11 protein-coding genes and 1 rRNA gene are annotated in these 16,268 nt (G+C 70.9%); 9 read left to right on the top strand and 3 right to left on the bottom strand.

Going from position 1 to position 16,268, the window contains the following annotated elements:
• Positions 1-19: 19 nt before the first annotated feature.
• Together P5P86_RS17570 and P5P86_RS17575 are read left to right on the top strand one after the other, a co-directional pair.
• Positions 20-595, top strand: a complete 576-nt coding sequence (locus P5P86_RS17570; RefSeq protein ID WP_280608742.1) for a DUF6328 family protein — start codon at positions 20-22, stop codon at positions 593-595.
• 56 nt (positions 596-651) lie between these two features.
• A complete protein-coding gene (locus P5P86_RS17575; protein WP_280608743.1) occupies positions 652-1,689 on the top strand; it encodes an LLM class F420-dependent oxidoreductase in 1,038 nt (345 codons plus the stop codon).
• Between the two features lie 12 nt (positions 1,690-1,701).
• Here the strand turns inward: P5P86_RS17575 and P5P86_RS17580 are convergent, their stop codons facing one another.
• Positions 1,702-2,655 carry a glycosyltransferase family protein gene (locus P5P86_RS17580; RefSeq protein ID WP_280608744.1) on the bottom strand — a complete coding sequence of 318 codons (954 nt, stop codon included), beginning with the start codon at positions 2,653-2,655 and terminating at the stop codon, positions 1,702-1,704.
• Between the two features lie 155 nt (positions 2,656-2,810).
• On the opposite strand from P5P86_RS17580, the gene P5P86_RS17585 reads away from it, so the two are divergent.
• The 4 genes from P5P86_RS17585 (at position 2,811) to P5P86_RS17600 (ending at position 11,753) form a co-directional block, all read left to right on the top strand.
• Entirely contained in the window at positions 2,811-5,048 is a 2,238-nt protein-coding gene (locus P5P86_RS17585) for an Ig-like domain repeat protein (RefSeq protein ID WP_280608745.1), read from the top strand.
• 160 nt (positions 5,049-5,208) lie between these two features.
• A complete protein-coding gene (locus tag P5P86_RS17590; RefSeq protein WP_280608746.1) occupies positions 5,209-6,810 on the top strand; it encodes an Ig-like domain repeat protein in 1,602 nt (533 codons plus the stop codon).
• A gap of 170 nt (positions 6,811-6,980) precedes the next feature.
• On the top strand, positions 6,981-9,515 hold the full coding sequence (locus P5P86_RS17595; RefSeq protein WP_280608747.1) for a bifunctional FO biosynthesis protein CofGH: 2,535 nt from the start codon (positions 6,981-6,983) through the stop codon (positions 9,513-9,515).
• 102 nt (positions 9,516-9,617) lie between these two features.
• The gene (locus P5P86_RS17600) at positions 9,618-11,753 is read left to right on the top strand and encodes an MMPL family transporter (RefSeq protein ID WP_280608748.1); all 2,136 of its coding nucleotides are present in this window, start codon (positions 9,618-9,620) and stop codon (positions 11,751-11,753) included.
• A 1-nt stretch (position 11,754) separates the two neighbouring features.
• Here P5P86_RS17600 and P5P86_RS17605 read toward each other — a convergent pair whose 3' ends face one another.
• The gene (locus P5P86_RS17605; protein ID WP_280608749.1) at positions 11,755-13,359 is read right to left on the bottom strand and encodes a sulfatase family protein; all 1,605 of its coding nucleotides are present in this window, start codon (positions 13,357-13,359) and stop codon (positions 11,755-11,757) included.
• A gap of 168 nt (positions 13,360-13,527) precedes the next feature.
• Here P5P86_RS17605 and P5P86_RS17610 point away from each other — a divergent pair, with 168 nt between their 5' ends.
• From P5P86_RS17610 to P5P86_RS17620, 3 genes are all read left to right on the top strand, one after another.
• The gene (locus tag P5P86_RS17610; RefSeq protein ID WP_280608750.1) at positions 13,528-14,004 is read left to right on the top strand and encodes a DUF5709 domain-containing protein; all 477 of its coding nucleotides are present in this window, start codon (positions 13,528-13,530) and stop codon (positions 14,002-14,004) included.
• A gap of 51 nt (positions 14,005-14,055) precedes the next feature.
• The gene (locus tag P5P86_RS17615; protein WP_280608751.1) at positions 14,056-14,199 is read left to right on the top strand and encodes a GPGG-motif small membrane protein; all 144 of its coding nucleotides are present in this window, start codon (positions 14,056-14,058) and stop codon (positions 14,197-14,199) included.
• 287 nt (positions 14,200-14,486) lie between these two features.
• Complete coding sequence (locus tag P5P86_RS17620) at positions 14,487-15,953, top strand: SDR family NAD(P)-dependent oxidoreductase (RefSeq protein WP_280608752.1); 1,467 nt, start codon at positions 14,487-14,489, stop codon at positions 15,951-15,953.
• A 126-nt stretch (positions 15,954-16,079) separates the two neighbouring features.
• Here the strand turns inward: P5P86_RS17620 and rrf are convergent.
• Positions 16,080-16,196 (bottom strand): 5S ribosomal RNA (gene rrf, locus P5P86_RS17625).
• Positions 16,197-16,268: the final 72 nt, after the last annotated feature.

Raw genomic sequence — 16,268 nt, forward strand, 5'->3', positions numbered from 1 at the left:
GCCGGGCAACCCGGAGGAGATGGACTCTTCGACGGAACGGTCCGCCGCCGGGACCGATGACCAGACCGAGCACCGACCCGACGACCGACCCGACGACCAGCCCGACGACCAGCCCGACGACCGACCCGACGACCAGCCCGACGGCCGGGACGAGACGCACGCGGAGCGGATGGACCGGCTCTTCGACGATCTGCTGCAGGAGCTCAGGGTCATGCAGACGGGTGCGCAGCTGACCTCCGGCTTCCTGCTCACGCTGCCGTTCCAGAGCCGGTTCACCACGCTCGACGACTTCCAGCGGGGCCTCTACCTCGTGCTGGTGGTGCTCGCCCTGCTGACGACGGCGTTCGTGATGACAGCCGTCGCGGTGCACCAGCGGCTGACCGGCCGTCAGGTCAAGGACCGCGTGGTCGAGGCGGCGCAACGGCTGCTGACAGCGGTGCTGACCACGCTGGCGCTGTTGGTCGACGGCATCGCGATGCTGGTGTTCGACGTGGTGTGGCATCGCGCTGCGGCCATCACCGCTGGGATCGTCCTCGGGCTGGTGCTGGTCGGCCTGCTGGTGGTGCTTCCGCAGCGCATGCGCCGGCTCCAGTAGACGGCGAGAACGGACCGTGCACCACCCGTGCGCGCGACCCTGACAGAATCGGTGTCATGAAGCTCTCGACGCAACTGGCCTACTTCGGCAACCCGCGCGAGGCCGCCGACCAGGTGGTCGCCCTGGAGAAGGCGGGCCTGGACCAGCTGTGGGTGGCCGAGGCCTACGGCTTCGACGCCGTCTCGCTGCTCGGCTACCTCGCCGCCAAGACCGATCGCGTCGAGCTCGGCTCGGGCATCCTCAACATCTTCTCCCGTACGCCGGCCGCGCTGCTCCAGACCGCCGCGGGGCTCGACAACGTCTCGGGCGGCCGGGCGATCATCGGCCTGGGCGCCAGCGGCCCGCAGGTGATCGAGGGCTTCCACGGCGTGCCCTACGACCGCCCGCTGGCCCGCACCCGCGAGATCATCGACATCGTCCGCCGCGGCCTGCGCCGCGAGGCGCTGACCAGCGACGGTCTCTACCAGCTGCCGCTGCCGGCGGCCCAGGGCACCGGGCTGGGCAAGCCGCTCAAGCTGCTCAACCGGCCCGAGCGCTCCGACGTACCGCTGTGGGTGGCGGCGCTCGGGGGCAAGAACGTGCAGATGACCGCCGAGGTCGCCGACGGCTGGCTGCCGTTCCTCGTCTACCCCGAGAAGGTCGGGACCGTCTGGGGAGAGGCGCTCGCCGCCGGCAAGGCCGAGCGCAGCGCCGACCTCGGGCCGCTCCAGATCAGCGCCGGCGGCCTGCTCGCCATCGGCGAGGGCGACGACGTCAAGGCACTGCTCGACCAGATGCGCCCGATCTACGCCCTCTACATCGGCGGTATGGGCGCGCGCGGGAAGAACTTCTACAACGACATGGCCCGCCAGTTCGGCTTCGAGAAGGAGGCGAAGCAGATCCAGGACCTCTACCTCGACGGCCACAAGCGCGACGCGGAGGCGTTGGTGCCGCTGGAGTGGCTGGAGGCGGGCAACCTGGTCGGGCCGGCGTCCTACGTCAAGGAGCGGATCGCCGCCTTCGCCGAGGCAGGCATCACCAGCCTGCAGGTGACCCCTGCGGCCGGCACCGACGCGCTCGCCTCGGTGAGCCAGGTCAAGGAGTGGATCTCCTAGCCGCCCGGGCTGTCATGGGGACCGCTTGCGTCCCCACGCCGCGCCTAGCGCGAAGAGGTTGGAGACGCGGAAGTGCTCCATCGCGTCGGCGACGCGTCGCCGGCCGGTCCGGTCGGAGATCCCGAACGCCCGTGAGGCTGCCTCCAGCGTCGCTCCACGCGACATCAGCCGCAGCAGCGGGTCCCAGGTGGCGGGCTCCTCGCGCACCGGGACGGCGTCGGCCCACATCTCGTCGAACACCCACTGGGCCAGCCCGGCGACGGCGGGGCTGCGGATGGCGATGGTCGAGGTGGGCCAGCCCTCACCCCACTTCAGCGGAAGGGCCACCACCTCGCCGTCGGCGACCCAGAACCAGCTGACCGGATCGGCGGTGATCCGGATGTCCACCCCGGCGTCGAGCTCCTGCCGGATCCGCTCGGCCGCCTCGGGACGCGCGGTGTCGGTGAGGTTGCCGATGATCCGGGCGCGGTTACCTTCGCGCCCGATCACGCTGTGCCACAGCGCCTGCATGTCCGGGTCCGCGACGAAGAGGCGGGAGGCGTCCGGCAGCACGATGTCGGTGCGCCGCAGGTCCTGGCGCTGGATGACCTGGTGCCACAGGTCGGTGACGGCCGACCAGCCATGGAAGACCTCGACGTCGAGGATGCCGTGGCCGGCCCCGCCGACCTCCCAGTCACGGGCCAGGCCCGGCAGCTGGGCGACCAGCTCGACCAGCTCCTGGAGCCGGCGGCTGACCTGGTCGTTGACCTCGACGGCGCGCCGGCGTACGACCTCGGCGACAGCCTCGTCGGGCGCCAGGTAGTGGATGTCCTCCCCATACAGCGCGAGATAGCCCTCGGCCGCCAGCTCCCGCACCTGCTCGCGCACGGTCTGCTCGTCGCGCATCGCGACCTCGCTGAGCGCGGCGACGGTGCGCGGCCGGGCCCGGAGCGCCGTGGCGAGCAGCGCGATGTGTCGAGGCGGCATGACGTGATGGTTGCACGCGGAGGCGTCGGGCATGCGTCGCGCGTCCGATCGCGGACATGACCGCTTCCGGCCACCGGTTCCGCTGCGGGGCCGGCCGCAGCGCCCGAAGGTATCCGATAGGCCCCAGGTCGGGGCCCTCGGTTTGGAGGACGTTAATGAAGAAGTTGTACGGCGGTATCGCAGCCGCCGCCCTGGTCGCGACCGGGATCGCCTGCGGTGCCGGGAGCGCTGGGGCGGTCGCCCCGACGTGGCCGGTGTCGCTCGGCTTCACTCCCGACTCGCGCGTGTCGTCGGTGGTCTCGACCGATGGAACCGCTGTGTACACCATCGGCTTCGACAGCGCCGACCGGACCAGGTTCGACGTCGCCACCACCCTGCTCGCGACCGGTGCAACGACCACCCAGACGCTGACGCTGACCCCGGTGGGTGACGCGACGATCGCCGCCGTCGACTCCGCCGCGGTCAGCCCGACCGGCCAGATCGTCATCTCGGCGGCTCAGAACGGTCCCAGCGGCTACAGCGATGGCGTGTGGACGGCGAAGGTCGGCGACACCGAAGCGCTCGAGACGCTCTCCGATCTGAACGGAGCGGGTCTGATCGCCATCTCCCGCAACGGCGAGCATGTAGCGCTCCCGGTCATCGACGACCAAGGCACCGGCGCGGAGCTCTACACCTTCGCGCCGTCGAGCTCCGTCGCCTCCAGTGTCCCCCTCGGCGAGCCGGGCGATTTCCTGACGCCCAGCGGCGTGGCGGTGACCGACTCCGGCACCGCCTTCTTCGCAGGCGTCGAGTACGCGACCGACGGCGACGACGCCGGGACGCCGCAGCTGTGGACGGCCGCCGACGGCGGTGCGGCGAGCGTGCGCAAGCTTGCCGGACCGCCGAACGCGGTGACGCTGGCCGGCTCCCGGGTCGTCGTCGCCGAGAGAGACGACCAGAGCGAGGACGGGAGCACCCCGATCCAGGTGTTCGACGCCACCGACGGCGAACCCGTCACCGGCCGGATCCCCGTGGGAGCGACCGCACTCGCCGCGTCGACCAGCGGCGACACCGTGTGGGCCAGCGACGGCGGTTCCATCGTCCGGGTCGACCTCGACGAGCTCACCTCCTACTCCGACACGAACCCCGCGCCCTCGGCGTACCCCGGGTACTCGGTCGCCGCCCTGGTGTCCGGTGACGACGCTCTCTACGGCGTCGACGCGCCGTACGACCCCGAGAGCGGCGCGCCGCAGCCGGCCCGGCTCTTCTCGCTGGGCACTCCCGCGCCCATCAGCGACGCCACGCTGACCGACTACAACCAGGCGGACCAGGACAGCCCCGGCCTGTTGGTGAACTGGACCGACCCGGCCGACGCGACCGGTCTGAGCTACCTCGTCACCGCCACCGACCAGGCGGCGCCGCACGACTCGGTCACCGTGTCGGGCAACTCCGGCGGTGTCTTCCTCGACTCCAGCAGCGGCATCGTCGTCGGCCACCACTACGACGTTTCGGTGCGCACGTTCAACGGCGGCTACCTCAGCGACGCGGTCGCTGCCCTGCCCTCCCTGCCCGACGCCACCGTGTCCGTCGCCGGTGACACCTCCGTCGGCAGCACGCTGACCGCCTCGGTCACTGGCTGGGACGCGAAGGTGACGAAGTCCTACCAGTGGGAGACGGTGACCGACGACAACGACGGCAACACCGTGTACACCGCGATCAAGGACCAGACCAACGCCACCTTGGTGATCGGCGCGGGCCTCCTCGACAAGGAGCTCGCCGTCCAGGTGACCGGCACCGCGGACGGGTTCGCCCCGACCCAGGCCGTGTCCGACACCTACGGCCCGGTGACTCCTGCGGTCGTCAAGCTGCCGGCGCTGAGCGGCCAGGGCCACGTGAGCGTCTCGGGCAGCGGGACCGTCGGCAGCGTCCTCACCGCGCACGTGACGGGCACCTGGCCCGCGACGGCGACCCTGAGCTACCAGTGGATCTACAACGGCGGCCAGTACGGCGGTGCGATCGACGGCGCCACCAAGGCGACGTTCACGCCCACCCAGGACCTGGCCGGGCTCAACGTCGGTGTCATCGTCACCGCCTCCCTCCCCGGCCACGAGTCCGCCACGGCCACCTCGGCCACGACCCTCGTGCGCGCCACGGTGGGCAGCATCAAGGCCACGAAGGTGAAGGCGGGCGCCAAGAAGCTGACCCTCACCCTGAGTGGCGTGAGCACCGTCCCGGGCAAGGTCAAGGTCTACGACGGCAAGAAGCTGATCGGCACGGCCACCGTGAAGAACGGCAAGGTCGTGGTCAAGCTCAAGAAGAAGCTCGCCAAGGGCAAGCACAAGGTCACCGTGAAGTACGCCGGCTCGAGCAGCGTCGCGAAGTTCACCAAGAGCGTCACCGTCAAGGTGAAGTGACCCCATCCCGCTGACGCGCGGTCCCGTCACGGTGCCGGCACCCGATCAAGGGTGCCGGCACCGTGCTGTCCCGGACGTCTCCTCAGCCACACCCGCGTGCTGCCGATCTCGTCGGTTGAGGCGGCTCAGCGTGAGCCGGCACCAGGAAGGGAAGATCCGGATGAGGAAGCTGTCGGCCGGCTTCGCCAGCGCCGCGCTCGCGGCCACCACCATCGCCTGCTCCATCGCTCCGGCCCACGCCGTCTCGACGTGGCCCGCCGGCTTCACGCCACTGAAGGTGACAGCGACCAGCGGCGGCACCCTCTTCGTCGCCGGCGAGGACGGCGACGGCAACCCGGATCTCGTGCGGGTCGCGGGGGGCACCCCGAGCCTGGTCGACCTCGGCGAGGATGCGAGCCCGGCCGATCTCACCGTCCAGGGCACCACCGCGTACGTCGTCGGCACGCTCCCCGACGAGGACGGCGACGACATCGCGACGCTGTGGACGATCGGCGCCGATGGCACGGTCGTCACCACGGCACTGCCGAGCGACGCCACCGCGCCGGTAGCCCTCGCCGTCTCAGCGGACGGCACCGAGCTGGGCGTGGTCGGATCCGTCGAGGCCGCTGTCTACCCGGTCGTCGGCCTCGGCGACGCCACCGTCCCCACCGCCACCACGTCGGTGACGGCGCTGGCCAACGTCGGCTCGGCGGCCTTCGACCCGACCGGTGGCACCTTCGAGTTCTCGGGCACCTCGACCGACGGCACCTCCCGGCTCTGGTCGATCGGCTCGCACGCCGCAGCGGCGACGCCGACGACCGTCGCGCTCGGACCGGGCGACGTGGACACACCCCCGACCGCCCTGGCGGTGGCGGCCGACGGCACGAGCTACGTCGCCACCACCGGCGACGACCCCACCCTCTACGCGGTCAAGGGCGGCACCCGCCGCGCCGCGCAGCCGATCGACGGCGCCGACTCCCTGCTCGTCTCGGCCGACGGCCGGACCGTCTACGCGACCGGCGACGGCTCGATCACCGCCTACGCTGTCGCCTCGCTCGGCAGCTACGACGACGAGGAGGACACCGCACCCAGCTACACGCCGCCCACCGACGCCCTCGTCCTGACGCTCGACCGCGGCGTCCTGACCGCCGTGGAGACGTCGCAGGAAGACTCGGCCCCGGTGATCGACCGCCTCGCCACACCCGGCGCACCCTCCCGGATCACGGCTGAGCGCGACGCCACCACCGCCGACGTGGCCTTCACCCCGTCGACCACCGGCTCCTCGGCGTGGCCGCACGACACCGACGACCTCCTCACCTACGCGGTCACGCTGCACGACACCACGCATCCCGCCGTACCGGACCTGGTCACGACCGGGGAGACCGATCCCACCGACGTGATGCTCGGGTACGACGACGTGTCGCTCGTCGCAGGCGACGCCTACACGATCTCGGTCACCGCCACGAACGGTCTCCTCACCAGCGCTGTCGCGCGCGGCACCCTCGCGGCCCAGCCGGCGAAGGTGCGCAAGATCAAGGTCGGCTCCCTGACCTCGAAGTCCAAGAAGCTGACCATCACGCTGACCGGCGCCACGTCCGTGCCCGGCACGGTGAGCGTCTACGACGGCAAGAAGCTGCTCGGCAGCAGCAAGGTCAAGGCCGGGAAGCTCGTCGTGAAGCTGAAGAAGAAGCTCAAGAAGGGCAAGCACACGATCACGGCGAAGTACGCCGGGTCCGCCACGGTGCTGAAGTTCACCAAGTCCGCGACCGTGAAGGTCTCGTGACCGATCGATGACGGTGGCCGCAACCGGACACCGGGGGCGAGTTTACTAAGGACCCTGAGGGGTCCGGAGCCGTGTGGGGGCTCCGGACCCCTCAGTGCTTCTCCGGGTCAGCCTGCTCGCGGAGCGGCCTGCGCGGCGGCAGGTTCGCTGTGGTCGCTAGCCTGGCAGTGATGTCGCAGCCAGCCCCCACTCCCCAGCAGGTACGCCGGGCGCTCGCGCGCGCCGAGCGCGGTGCCGCCCTCGACGTACCCGAAGCGGCGGCGCTGCTCGCCGCCACCGGTGCCGATCTCGACCGACTCTGCGCGGCAGCGGCGAAGGTCCGCGACGCGGGCCTGGTCGCCGCGGGCCGGCCCGGAACGGTCACCTACTCCCCCAAGGTGTTCATCCCGATCACCCGGCTGTGCCGTGACCGGTGCCACTACTGCACGTTCGTGGAGACGCCGGGCCAGGCGGCCCGCGAGGGACGCGAGCCCTTCCTGTCGCCTGACGAGATCCTGGCGATCGCCGCCGAGGGCGCCCAGCTGGGCTGCCTCGAGGCGCTGTTCACGCTGGGCGACCGGCCCGAGGACCGCTGGCCCGAGGCCCGCGAGTGGTTGGAGAGTCGCGGCTACGACTCCACCCTCGCCTACGTGCGTGCGATGGCGATCCGGGTGCTCGAGGAGACCGGGCTGCTCCCACACCTCAACCCCGGGGTGATGTCGTGGGAGGAGCTCAACCGGCTCAAGCCCGTCTCCCCCTCGATGGGGATGATGCTGGAGACCACCAGCCGACGGCTCTTCGAGACCAAGGGCCTGGCCCACTTCGGCTCGCCTGACAAGGACCCCGACGTGCGGCTGCGGGTGCTCGAGGACGCGGGCCGGCTCTCCATCCCGTTCACCTCCGGTCTCCTGGTCGGCATCGGCGAGACGCTCACGGAGCGGGCCGAGACGATCTTCGCGCTGCGCCGGGTGCACAAGGAGTACGGCGGCCTCCAGGAGGTCATCGTCCAGAACTTCCGGGCCAAGCCCGACACCGCGATGCGGCACACCGACGATCTGGCCCTGGAGGAGTACCGGGCAGCGATCGCTGTGACCCGGATCGTGCTCGGTCCCAAGGCTCGCGTCCAGGCCCCGCCGAACCTCGTCGATCTGGCCGAGTGCCGCGCGCTGCTCGAGGCCGGGGTGGACGACTGGGGCGGCGTCTCCCCGCTCACCCCCGACCATGTGAACCCCGAGCGACCGTGGCCCTCGCTGGACGCGCTGCGCCGGATGAGCGCGGAGTGCGGCTTCGAGCTGCGCCCGCGACTGACCGTCCATCCCGAGTACGTGCGGGCGGGGCTGGGCCCGACGGGCGGCGCCTGGCTCGACCCACGCGTCAGCGCCCATGTCGCAGCGCTGGCCGGCCCCGACGGGCTCGCCGTACCCGAGATCCGGCCGCAGGCCGGCCTCACCTGGCAGGAGCCGGACGGCGGTGCTCAGAGCGTCGGCCGCACCGACCTGCACACAGCGGTGGACACCGAGGGGCGCAGCGAGGACCGCCGCAGCGACTTCGAGAACGTGTACGGCGACTGGGACGCTGTCCGCGAGGCCGCCGTCTCCACCGGCGCCCCGGCGGTGTTGCATGCCGAGGGCCGCGAGGCGATGGCGGCGGCCGAGAAGGACCCCGGGAACCTGTCCGACGAGCACGCCCTGACCCTGATGACCGCCGAAGGCGATCTGTTGCGCCAGGTCGCCCGGCTCGCCGACGACCTGCGCAAGGAGGTGGTCGGCGACCGGATCACCTACGTGGTCAACCGGAACATCAACTTCACCAACGTCTGCTACGTCGGCTGCCGCTTCTGTGCCTTCGCCCAGCGCCGCACCGACGCCGACGCCTACTCGCTGTCCTACGACGATGTCGCCGACCGTGCGGCCGAGGCGTGGGAGCTCGGCGCCACCGAGGTCTGCATGCAGGGCGGCATCGACCCGCAGCTCCCCGCGACGGCCTACTTCGACCTCGTCGCGGCGGTCAAGCAGCGGGTGCCCGCCATGCACGTCCACGCCTTCTCCCCCATGGAGATCGTCAACGGCACCGCCCGCACCGGCCTCTCGATCGAGGACTTCCTGATCAAGGCCCGCGAGTCCGGGCTCGGCTCGGTCCCGGGCACCGCCGCGGAGATCCTCGACGACGAGGTCCGCTGGGTGCTCACCAAGGGCAAGCTGCCGGCGAAGAGCTGGATCGAGATCATCTCCACCGCCCACCGGGTCGGCATCCCGACGACCAGCACGATGATGTACGGCCACGTGGACAACCCGCGGCACTGGGTCGGGCACCTCAACGTCCTCAAGCGGATCCAGGACCGGGCGCTCGAGGGCGGGTACGGCGGCTTCACCGAGTTCGTGCCGCTGCCGTTCGTGCACACCTCGGCGCCGATCTACCTGGCAGGCGCCGCCCGCCCCGGCCCCACCCGCCGCGACAATCTCGCCGTGCACGCGATGGCGCGGATCATGCTCCACGGCCGGATCCACAACATCCAGACCAGCTGGGTCAAGCTCGGCGTCGAAGGCACCCAGGCGATGCTCGAGGCGGGCGCCAACGATCTCGGTGGCACCCTGATGGAGGAGACCATCTCGCGGATGGCGGGCTCGGAGCACGGCTCGGCCAAGACCGTCGCCGAGATCACCGAGATCGCCGAGGGCATCGGTCGCCCCGTCGCCGAGCGCACCACGCTGTACGGCGAGGTCTGAGCCCACCCCTGCTCGCGTCGGGGCCTCGTCCCCGGTCCGCTCGTGACCAGATCGGGGGAAACCCCGGTGCCGCGGGCGGGCAAAATGCGGTGCACTGGTCCTATGCACCGTCAGATCGCTGGCGCCCTGACCGGGCGGGTGACCAAGTGGGTGGTCCTGGTGGCATGGCTGATCGTCATCGCCGCCGCGAGCACCTTCGCGCAGAAGCTGGGCGACGTCCAGAACAACGAGGCGTCGTCCTGGCTGCCCTCCAGCGCCGAGTCGACCAAGGCCCTCGACAAGCTGCAGCCGTTCTCCGACCCCGACAACATCCCCACCATCGTGGTCTACCACCGCGCGGGCGGGCTGACCGCCGCCGACTTCGCGGCGATCGCCGGACAGGCGCCACAGATCGCCGATCTCGACGGCGTCGTCACGCCGTCCGACGGCGCCCCGACCGTCACCTACCCGAAGGATGCGGCGAGCGGTCAGAGGCTCGGCCTGGTGTCCAAGGACGCGACGGTCGCGACCTCGGTGGTCACCTTCAACCTCGGCTCCGAGGGCTGGAACAAGATGCCGCCGATCGCCGACGACCTCCGCTCGATCACGCACATCTCGGGGGTGGACGTCCACCTCGCCGGCCCCGGCGGCCAGACGGCCGATGCCGCCGACGCCTTCGCCGGCATCGACGGGACGCTGCTCTACGCCGCCCTCGGGGTCGTGATCGTCATCCTGCTCTTCACCTACCGCAGCCCGATCCTGTGGGTCCTGCCGATCCTGTCCTCGGTCTTCGCCCTCTTCACCGCCGAGGCGGTCATCTACTTCCTGGCGAAGTACGCCAATCTGACCGTCAACGGTCAGAGCCAGGCCATCCTGAGCGTCCTGGTCATCGGTGCCGGCACCGACTACGCCCTGCTCCTGGTGGCGCGCTACCGCGAGGAGCTGCGCCGTCACGAGGACCGGCACGAGGCGATGGCCGTGGCCCTGCACCGCGCGTCGCCGGCGGTCATCGCCAGCGCCTCGACGGTAGCGATCGGCATGCTGTGCCTGCTGCTGGCCGAGCTCAACTCCACCGCCGGCCTCGGCCCGATCATGGCGATCGGCGTGTTGGTCACGCTGCTCGTGATGCTCACCCTGCTGCCGGCGCTGCTCGTCATCACCGGGCGCTGGGTGTTCTGGCCGCGCCGGCCGGCGTACGGCTCCGACGAGCCGACCACGCGCGGGCTGTGGGCCAAGGTCGGCAACCGGATCGCGCCCCGCCCCCGCACCGTGTGGGTGACCACGTCGGCGGTGCTGCTGATCGCGTGCCTGGGGATGCTCACCCTGAAGACCGGCAACATCCCGACCGACAAGCAGTACACCAAGACCTACGACTCGGTGGTGGGTCAGCGGGTGCTGGTCGACCACGGCCTGGCGGACACCTCGACCCCGATCCAGGTGGTCACGACGCCTGAACACGCCGGTGCGGTGGTGGCGGCGATCGAGACGGTGCGCGGCCTCGGTCCGGTCAGCGACACGGTGCCGGCCGTCGGCGGGGTGAAGTACCTGCCGGTGACGCAGACAGTGGACCCGGCCAGTCAGACGGCCGCCGATCAGGTGGTGGCGGTGCGCCACGCGGTGCGCGACATCCCCGACACGCTGGTGGGGGGCTCCGCGGCGATCTACCTGGACACGGCCGACGCCGCCCACCGCGACAACCGGCTCATCATCCCGGTGGTGCTGCTCGTGGTCATGCTGATCCTGATGTTGCTGTTGCGGGCACTGTTCGCCCCCGTGCTGCTCATCGCGACGGTGATCCTCTCCTTCGGGGCCGCGCTGGGGATCTCGGCCCTCATCTTCAAGTACCTCTACGGCTTCGACATGGCCGACTCGGGATTCCCGTTGTTCGTGTTCGTCTTCCTGGTCGCCCTGGGGATCGACTACAACATCTTCCTGATGACCAGGGTCCGCGAGGAGACCCAGCGGGTCGGCACCCGGCAGGGGTCGCTGATCGCGCTGGCGTCGACGGGTGGCGTCATCACCTCGGCCGGGTTGGTGCTCGCCGCAACCTTCGCCGTCCTGGGGACCATCCCGCTGGTGTTCCTCGCCGAGATCGGCACCGCCATCGCGCTGGGGGTCATCCTCGACACGATGATCGTGCGAGCGGTCCTCGTCACGGCTCTCAACCTCGACCTCGGCGCGAGGATCTGGTGGCCGAGCCGGCTCGATCGGACGGCTGAGCCGGCAGCGCCGCGGCCGACGTCGGTGGCTGACGCCTGACCTAGGTCGCGGGGTAGAACGCCGTCGGGCAGCTGCCGCCCCGGCAGTCGCGATAGCGCGCGTCGAGGGCGCGCAGCTGCTCGAGGACGTGCCGCGCCGCTGGCACCTTCGCCAGGTTGCGCAGCTCGTAGGGATCGCTCGAGCGGTCGTAGAGCTCCTCGCGCCCATGGCGCAGCCGCACGTAGGTGTAGCTGCCGAAGCGCACGCCGGAGTAGAGCCTGCGGTCGCCGTTCGTCACCGGCCAGCCCTCGATCGGCACCACCCGCTCCTGCGCCGGCGCGCTGAGCCACGGCCGGATGTCGACCCCGTCCAGCGTCCGCTGCGGTCGCGCACCCGCCGCTGCGATGATCGTGGCGGCGACGTCCGGGTTCGTGACGGGCGTCGCCACGGTGGTGTCGCGCGGCACCCCCGGACCGCGGATCAGCATCGGGATGCGGACGATCTCGTCGTAGTGCCACAGCTTGCCGTTGATGTTGTGCTCACCGGTGGCGTAGCCGTTGTCGGAGGCGAAGATGACCATGGTGTCGTCGAGCTGCCCGCTGCGCCGCAGCACCCGGAGCTGGGCGGCGACGGCCCGGTCGACGCCCTGCACCGCCTCGAGGCGCTGGTCGTAGGCCATCCGGAGCGCCCGCCTCAGCTTCGGCGTCACCTTCCTGCGGCCGGGCGAGTTCTTCGGCAGCAGCCTGCGGTAGCGCTTGGCCTCGAACAGGTCGGGACGGTGCGGCAGCGGCATCGCCGCGAAGCGACCCCGGTCGCGTGGCGCCGGCACGGTCGTCGGGATGGCCGCCGACGTACCGCGGAAGATCCTGCGGGGATCGCCCGGCTCGATCGGACCGCCGAAGTGCGGGGCCACGTAGTTGACCCAGGCGAACCACGGTCTGGTCGCCCGTGCGGGCGAGCGGAGCATGGCGTTCGCCTGTCGGCTGATCACGGTGGTGCTGTAGCCGTGGGAGTGCTCGAGCCGACCGTTGAGGTCGAACGTCGGATTGAAGAACCCGTACGTCGTGGGGTCGATCGTGGCCCGCCAGTCACTCCAGCCCGGCGGCACCTGGTGGGCGGTGCCGTGCTCTCCGTAGCCGTTGAGGAACTTGCCGGTGAAGAGCGTGTCGTAGCCGGCCGCGCGCAAGGAGGTGGCGACGGTGCCGTGCTCGTCGAAGGAGTGGTAGCCGCCGTGCGGGCCCGAGATCGTCCGGGCGCCGTCGTTGTGCGCGTACTGCCCCGAGAGCAGCGAGGCTCGCGCGGGGACGCAGATCGGCGTCGGCGCCTCCGCCTCGCTCAGCGTGACGCCCTGCTGCGCCATGAGGTGGCGGACGTGCGGCATGAAGGGCAGGTCGAGCTCGGAGAGGTCGTCAGCGGTGATCATCAAGATGTTGGGACGCCGGGGGAAACCGCGCAGCGGCGGCACGGGGGTCGCCGTGCGGGGCAGCAGGGAGGGGTGGGACGCCTGCGTGACCGGCCCGATCCCACCGGCCAGGCCACCGGCCTGGCTCCCGGTCGGGCTCACGGTGGTGCTCCCTGCGGACGCAGCGCCGGGAACGTGCGCGATGCCGCTGAGCGCGGCCAGGGCGCCGACCGCGAGCACCGCCAGGGTCGTGCGAGGAGTCACGGCTCATCCCTTCGTCATCACGAGACGCTCCGGTGCGTCACCGGAGCGAAAGAGGACACTAACTCACGTGACTTACTTTTGTTTCGTTGTTCGTTCACCGGACGCCGACGTGTCGGCACACTGGGCTGGGGGCACCTGTCCCCTCCACAACGAGAGGAGCGACTTCCCATGACCGAGGAACGCGAGTCCTACGGCGACTACAGCGTCGACGACGAGGACCAGCCCGGCGCCGAGGGGGATCAGGCCTCCGATCCGGGTCGCGAGCCCGACGACGAGCTCGACCCCGGCTACTCCCCACCGGAGAAGTGGAGCGCCGCCGAGGGCTATGGCAACACGCCCTGGGAGGAGGCGCAGGGCGAGTCCCTGGACCAGCGCATCCGCCAGGAGGAGCCGGAGGCGGACCCGTACGCCGAGACCGACGACGATCTTGACGAGGGCGACGAGAACCGTGAGGTGGGCGACCGGCGCGCCGGCCGCCTCGTGGACCCCGACCAGGGCTACGGCGAGGACACCGAGAAGGACCTCGTCGGCTGGGATGCCGGCATCGACGGCGCGGGCGCCTCCGCCGAGGAGGCGGCCGTGCATGTCGTCCTCGAGGAGGACCTGGACGACGACCTCGACGAGGATGACGTCGAGGATGAGTGAACAAATGCCCGCGGGGGTACCACGGAACCTCACCTACTGAGGGAGGAAGCGATGGCCTTTCTGCTCTGGATCCTGGCAGTGATCCTCGTCGTGTCCGGCATCGTCAGCATCTTTCGAGGCGCGCTGCTGTGGGGCATCGTGCTGATCATCGTCGGATTGCTGGTCGGGCCTGGAGGGGTCAGCATCTTCACGTAAGCCGGGGAGCGCCCCGTCACGACAGGGCCGCGGCAGCGACACGCTCGTCACCACGAGCGCGTCGACGGCCGCGGCCCTGTCGTTTCTCGCGCGCACGATCGCCGAGGAACGCCTCGCCGCACTCGCCCGGCCCCGGCCTCCCCGCGGACGGTGCCGGCCGCACACGAAGCCCCACATGCTCCGCCGGCGGCCGGCACGCCCGCGGCCCGTCGCCGGGCCCGCACAGGTTCTACGAGCGAGACGCCGGCAGGTCACGCGTGGAGCCCCACCGCGTCTAGACTCCACCGGTGCCCGCGACCGACGCCCCGCTCGACCGGATCGACCCCGACGAGCTCGCGACCACGCTCAAGGTGCTGGCGGAGCTGCACCGACTCGATCCCGAGCACCCCGACGTGCGCACGGTCAAGCACGCCACCGGCTACATGTGGAAGCTGCTGCGCCGCAGCCGACGCGCGGCGTCCCGCCAGGAGCGCCAGGACCACGACCGGTCGGTCACCGAGCTGACGGCCACCGGCTCGTCGCTGCGCATCGACGACGAGACGGCCGGTCTGCCGCTGGTCTCCAGCGCGCCCGGGGCGATCGCCGGCGAGCTGCGCACCGCGCGTGGCTGCTACATCTGCAAGACGCCGTACACCGTCGTCGACGCCTTCTACCACTGGCTGTGCCCCGACTGTGCCGCGACGAGCCACCTCAAGCGGTGCCAGCGCACTGACCTCACCGGCCGGCGCGCCCTCCTGACCGGAGGTCGTGCCAAGATCGGGATGCACATCGCCCTTCGGCTGCTGCGCGACGGCGCCGACCTGACCATCACCACGCGGTTCCCCAAGGACGCCGTACGCCGATTCTCGGCGATGCCCGACAGCGCCGAGTGGCTGAAGCGGCTGACGGTGGTGGGCATCGACCTGCGCGACCCGACCCAGGTGATCGCCCTGGCAGAGGAGGTCGCCTCCGGCGGCCCGCTCGACATCCTCATCAACAATGCCTGCCAGACCGTACGCCGCTCCCCCGGCGCCTACGCGCCGCTCGTCGCCGGCGAGAGCGTTCAGCTGCCCGGCGACCTCGACGTCGCGATGCTCACCTTCGACCGGATCAGCGAGGCCCACCCGGCCGCGTTGGCGGGCGCGCTGGCAGAACGCCGGATCGCGCACCACGACCCCGCGACGCTCACCGAGCTGGCCCTCGCCGCCGGGAACGCGTCCCTGGCCGCCCACGTGGACGGTACGGCGGTCGACGCCGGCGGCCTGCTGCCCGACGTCGCGACGGTGAACTCCTGGACCCAGGTCATCGACCAGGTCGACCCGCTGGAGCTGCTCGAGGTGCAGTTCTGCAACACCGTGGCGCCGTTCCTGCTCGTCGCCAGGCTGAGGCCGGCGCTGCGCGCCGCTGTCGCCGCGGGAGCGCGACGCGCCTATGTCGTCAACGTCAGCGCCATGGAGGGGCAGTTCAGCCGCCGGTACAAGGGCGCCGGCCACCCGCACACCAACATGGCCAAGGCCGCGCTCAACATGCTCACCCGCACCTCGGCTGCCGAGCTGTTCGAGACCGACCGCATCCTGATGACAGCCGTCGACACCGGCTGGATCACCGACGAGCGACCGCACCAGGACAAGCTCCGCATCGCCGCCGAAGGCTGGCACGCGCCCCTCGACCTGGTGGACGGAGCCGCCCGCGTGTACGACCCGATCGTCCGCGGGGAGGCCGGCGAGGACCTGCACGGCTGCTTCCTGAAGGACTACCGCCCCAGCCCCTGGTGAACCGGGCCTCCGTCCGCGTTGAACCGGGCCTCCGTCCGCGTTGAACCGGGCCTCCGTCCGCGTTGACACCCGTAAATGTGACGTAGGGCCGTCCCCTGAAACGGGGACGGCCCTACGTGAATGTTTGTCCGGCGGCGTCCTACTCTCCCACAACCTCCCGGTTGCAGTACCATCGGCGCTGAAAGGCTTAACTTCCGGGTTCGGGATGGGACCGGGTGTTTCCCTTTCGCTATGACCGCCGTAACCCTAGACCCCACCACACACGCACACAGCGCCGTGCCCGGGGAAAACATGGTTACATCGTCTGCCACTATT

This window comes from Nocardioides sp. BP30 (genome assembly GCF_029873215.1).
In the GTDB taxonomy this organism is placed as follows: domain Bacteria; phylum Actinomycetota; class Actinomycetes; order Propionibacteriales; family Nocardioidaceae; genus Nocardioides.

Excerpts from the sequence above, each read along its gene's own strand:
- P5P86_RS17610 (WP_280608750.1), top strand. The coding sequence starts at position 13,528 with ATGACCGAGGAACGCGAGTCCTACGGCGACTACAGCGTCGACGACGAG.
- P5P86_RS17615 (WP_280608751.1), top strand. The coding sequence starts at position 14,056 with ATGGCCTTTCTGCTCTGGATCCTGGCAGTGATCCTCGTCGTGTCCGGC.
- P5P86_RS17590 (WP_280608746.1), top strand. The coding sequence starts at position 5,209 with ATGAGGAAGCTGTCGGCCGGCTTCGCCAGCGCCGCGCTCGCGGCCACC.
- P5P86_RS17580 (WP_280608744.1), bottom strand. The coding sequence starts at position 2,655 with ATGCCGCCTCGACACATCGCGCTGCTCGCCACGGCGCTCCGGGCCCGG.
- P5P86_RS17585 (WP_280608745.1), top strand. The coding sequence starts at position 2,811 with ATGAAGAAGTTGTACGGCGGTATCGCAGCCGCCGCCCTGGTCGCGACC.
- P5P86_RS17600 (WP_280608748.1), top strand. The coding sequence starts at position 9,618 with ATGCACCGTCAGATCGCTGGCGCCCTGACCGGGCGGGTGACCAAGTGG.
- P5P86_RS17570 (WP_280608742.1), top strand. The coding sequence starts at position 20 with ATGGACTCTTCGACGGAACGGTCCGCCGCCGGGACCGATGACCAGACC.
- P5P86_RS17575 (WP_280608743.1), top strand. The coding sequence starts at position 652 with ATGAAGCTCTCGACGCAACTGGCCTACTTCGGCAACCCGCGCGAGGCC.
- P5P86_RS17595 (WP_280608747.1), top strand. The coding sequence starts at position 6,981 with ATGTCGCAGCCAGCCCCCACTCCCCAGCAGGTACGCCGGGCGCTCGCG.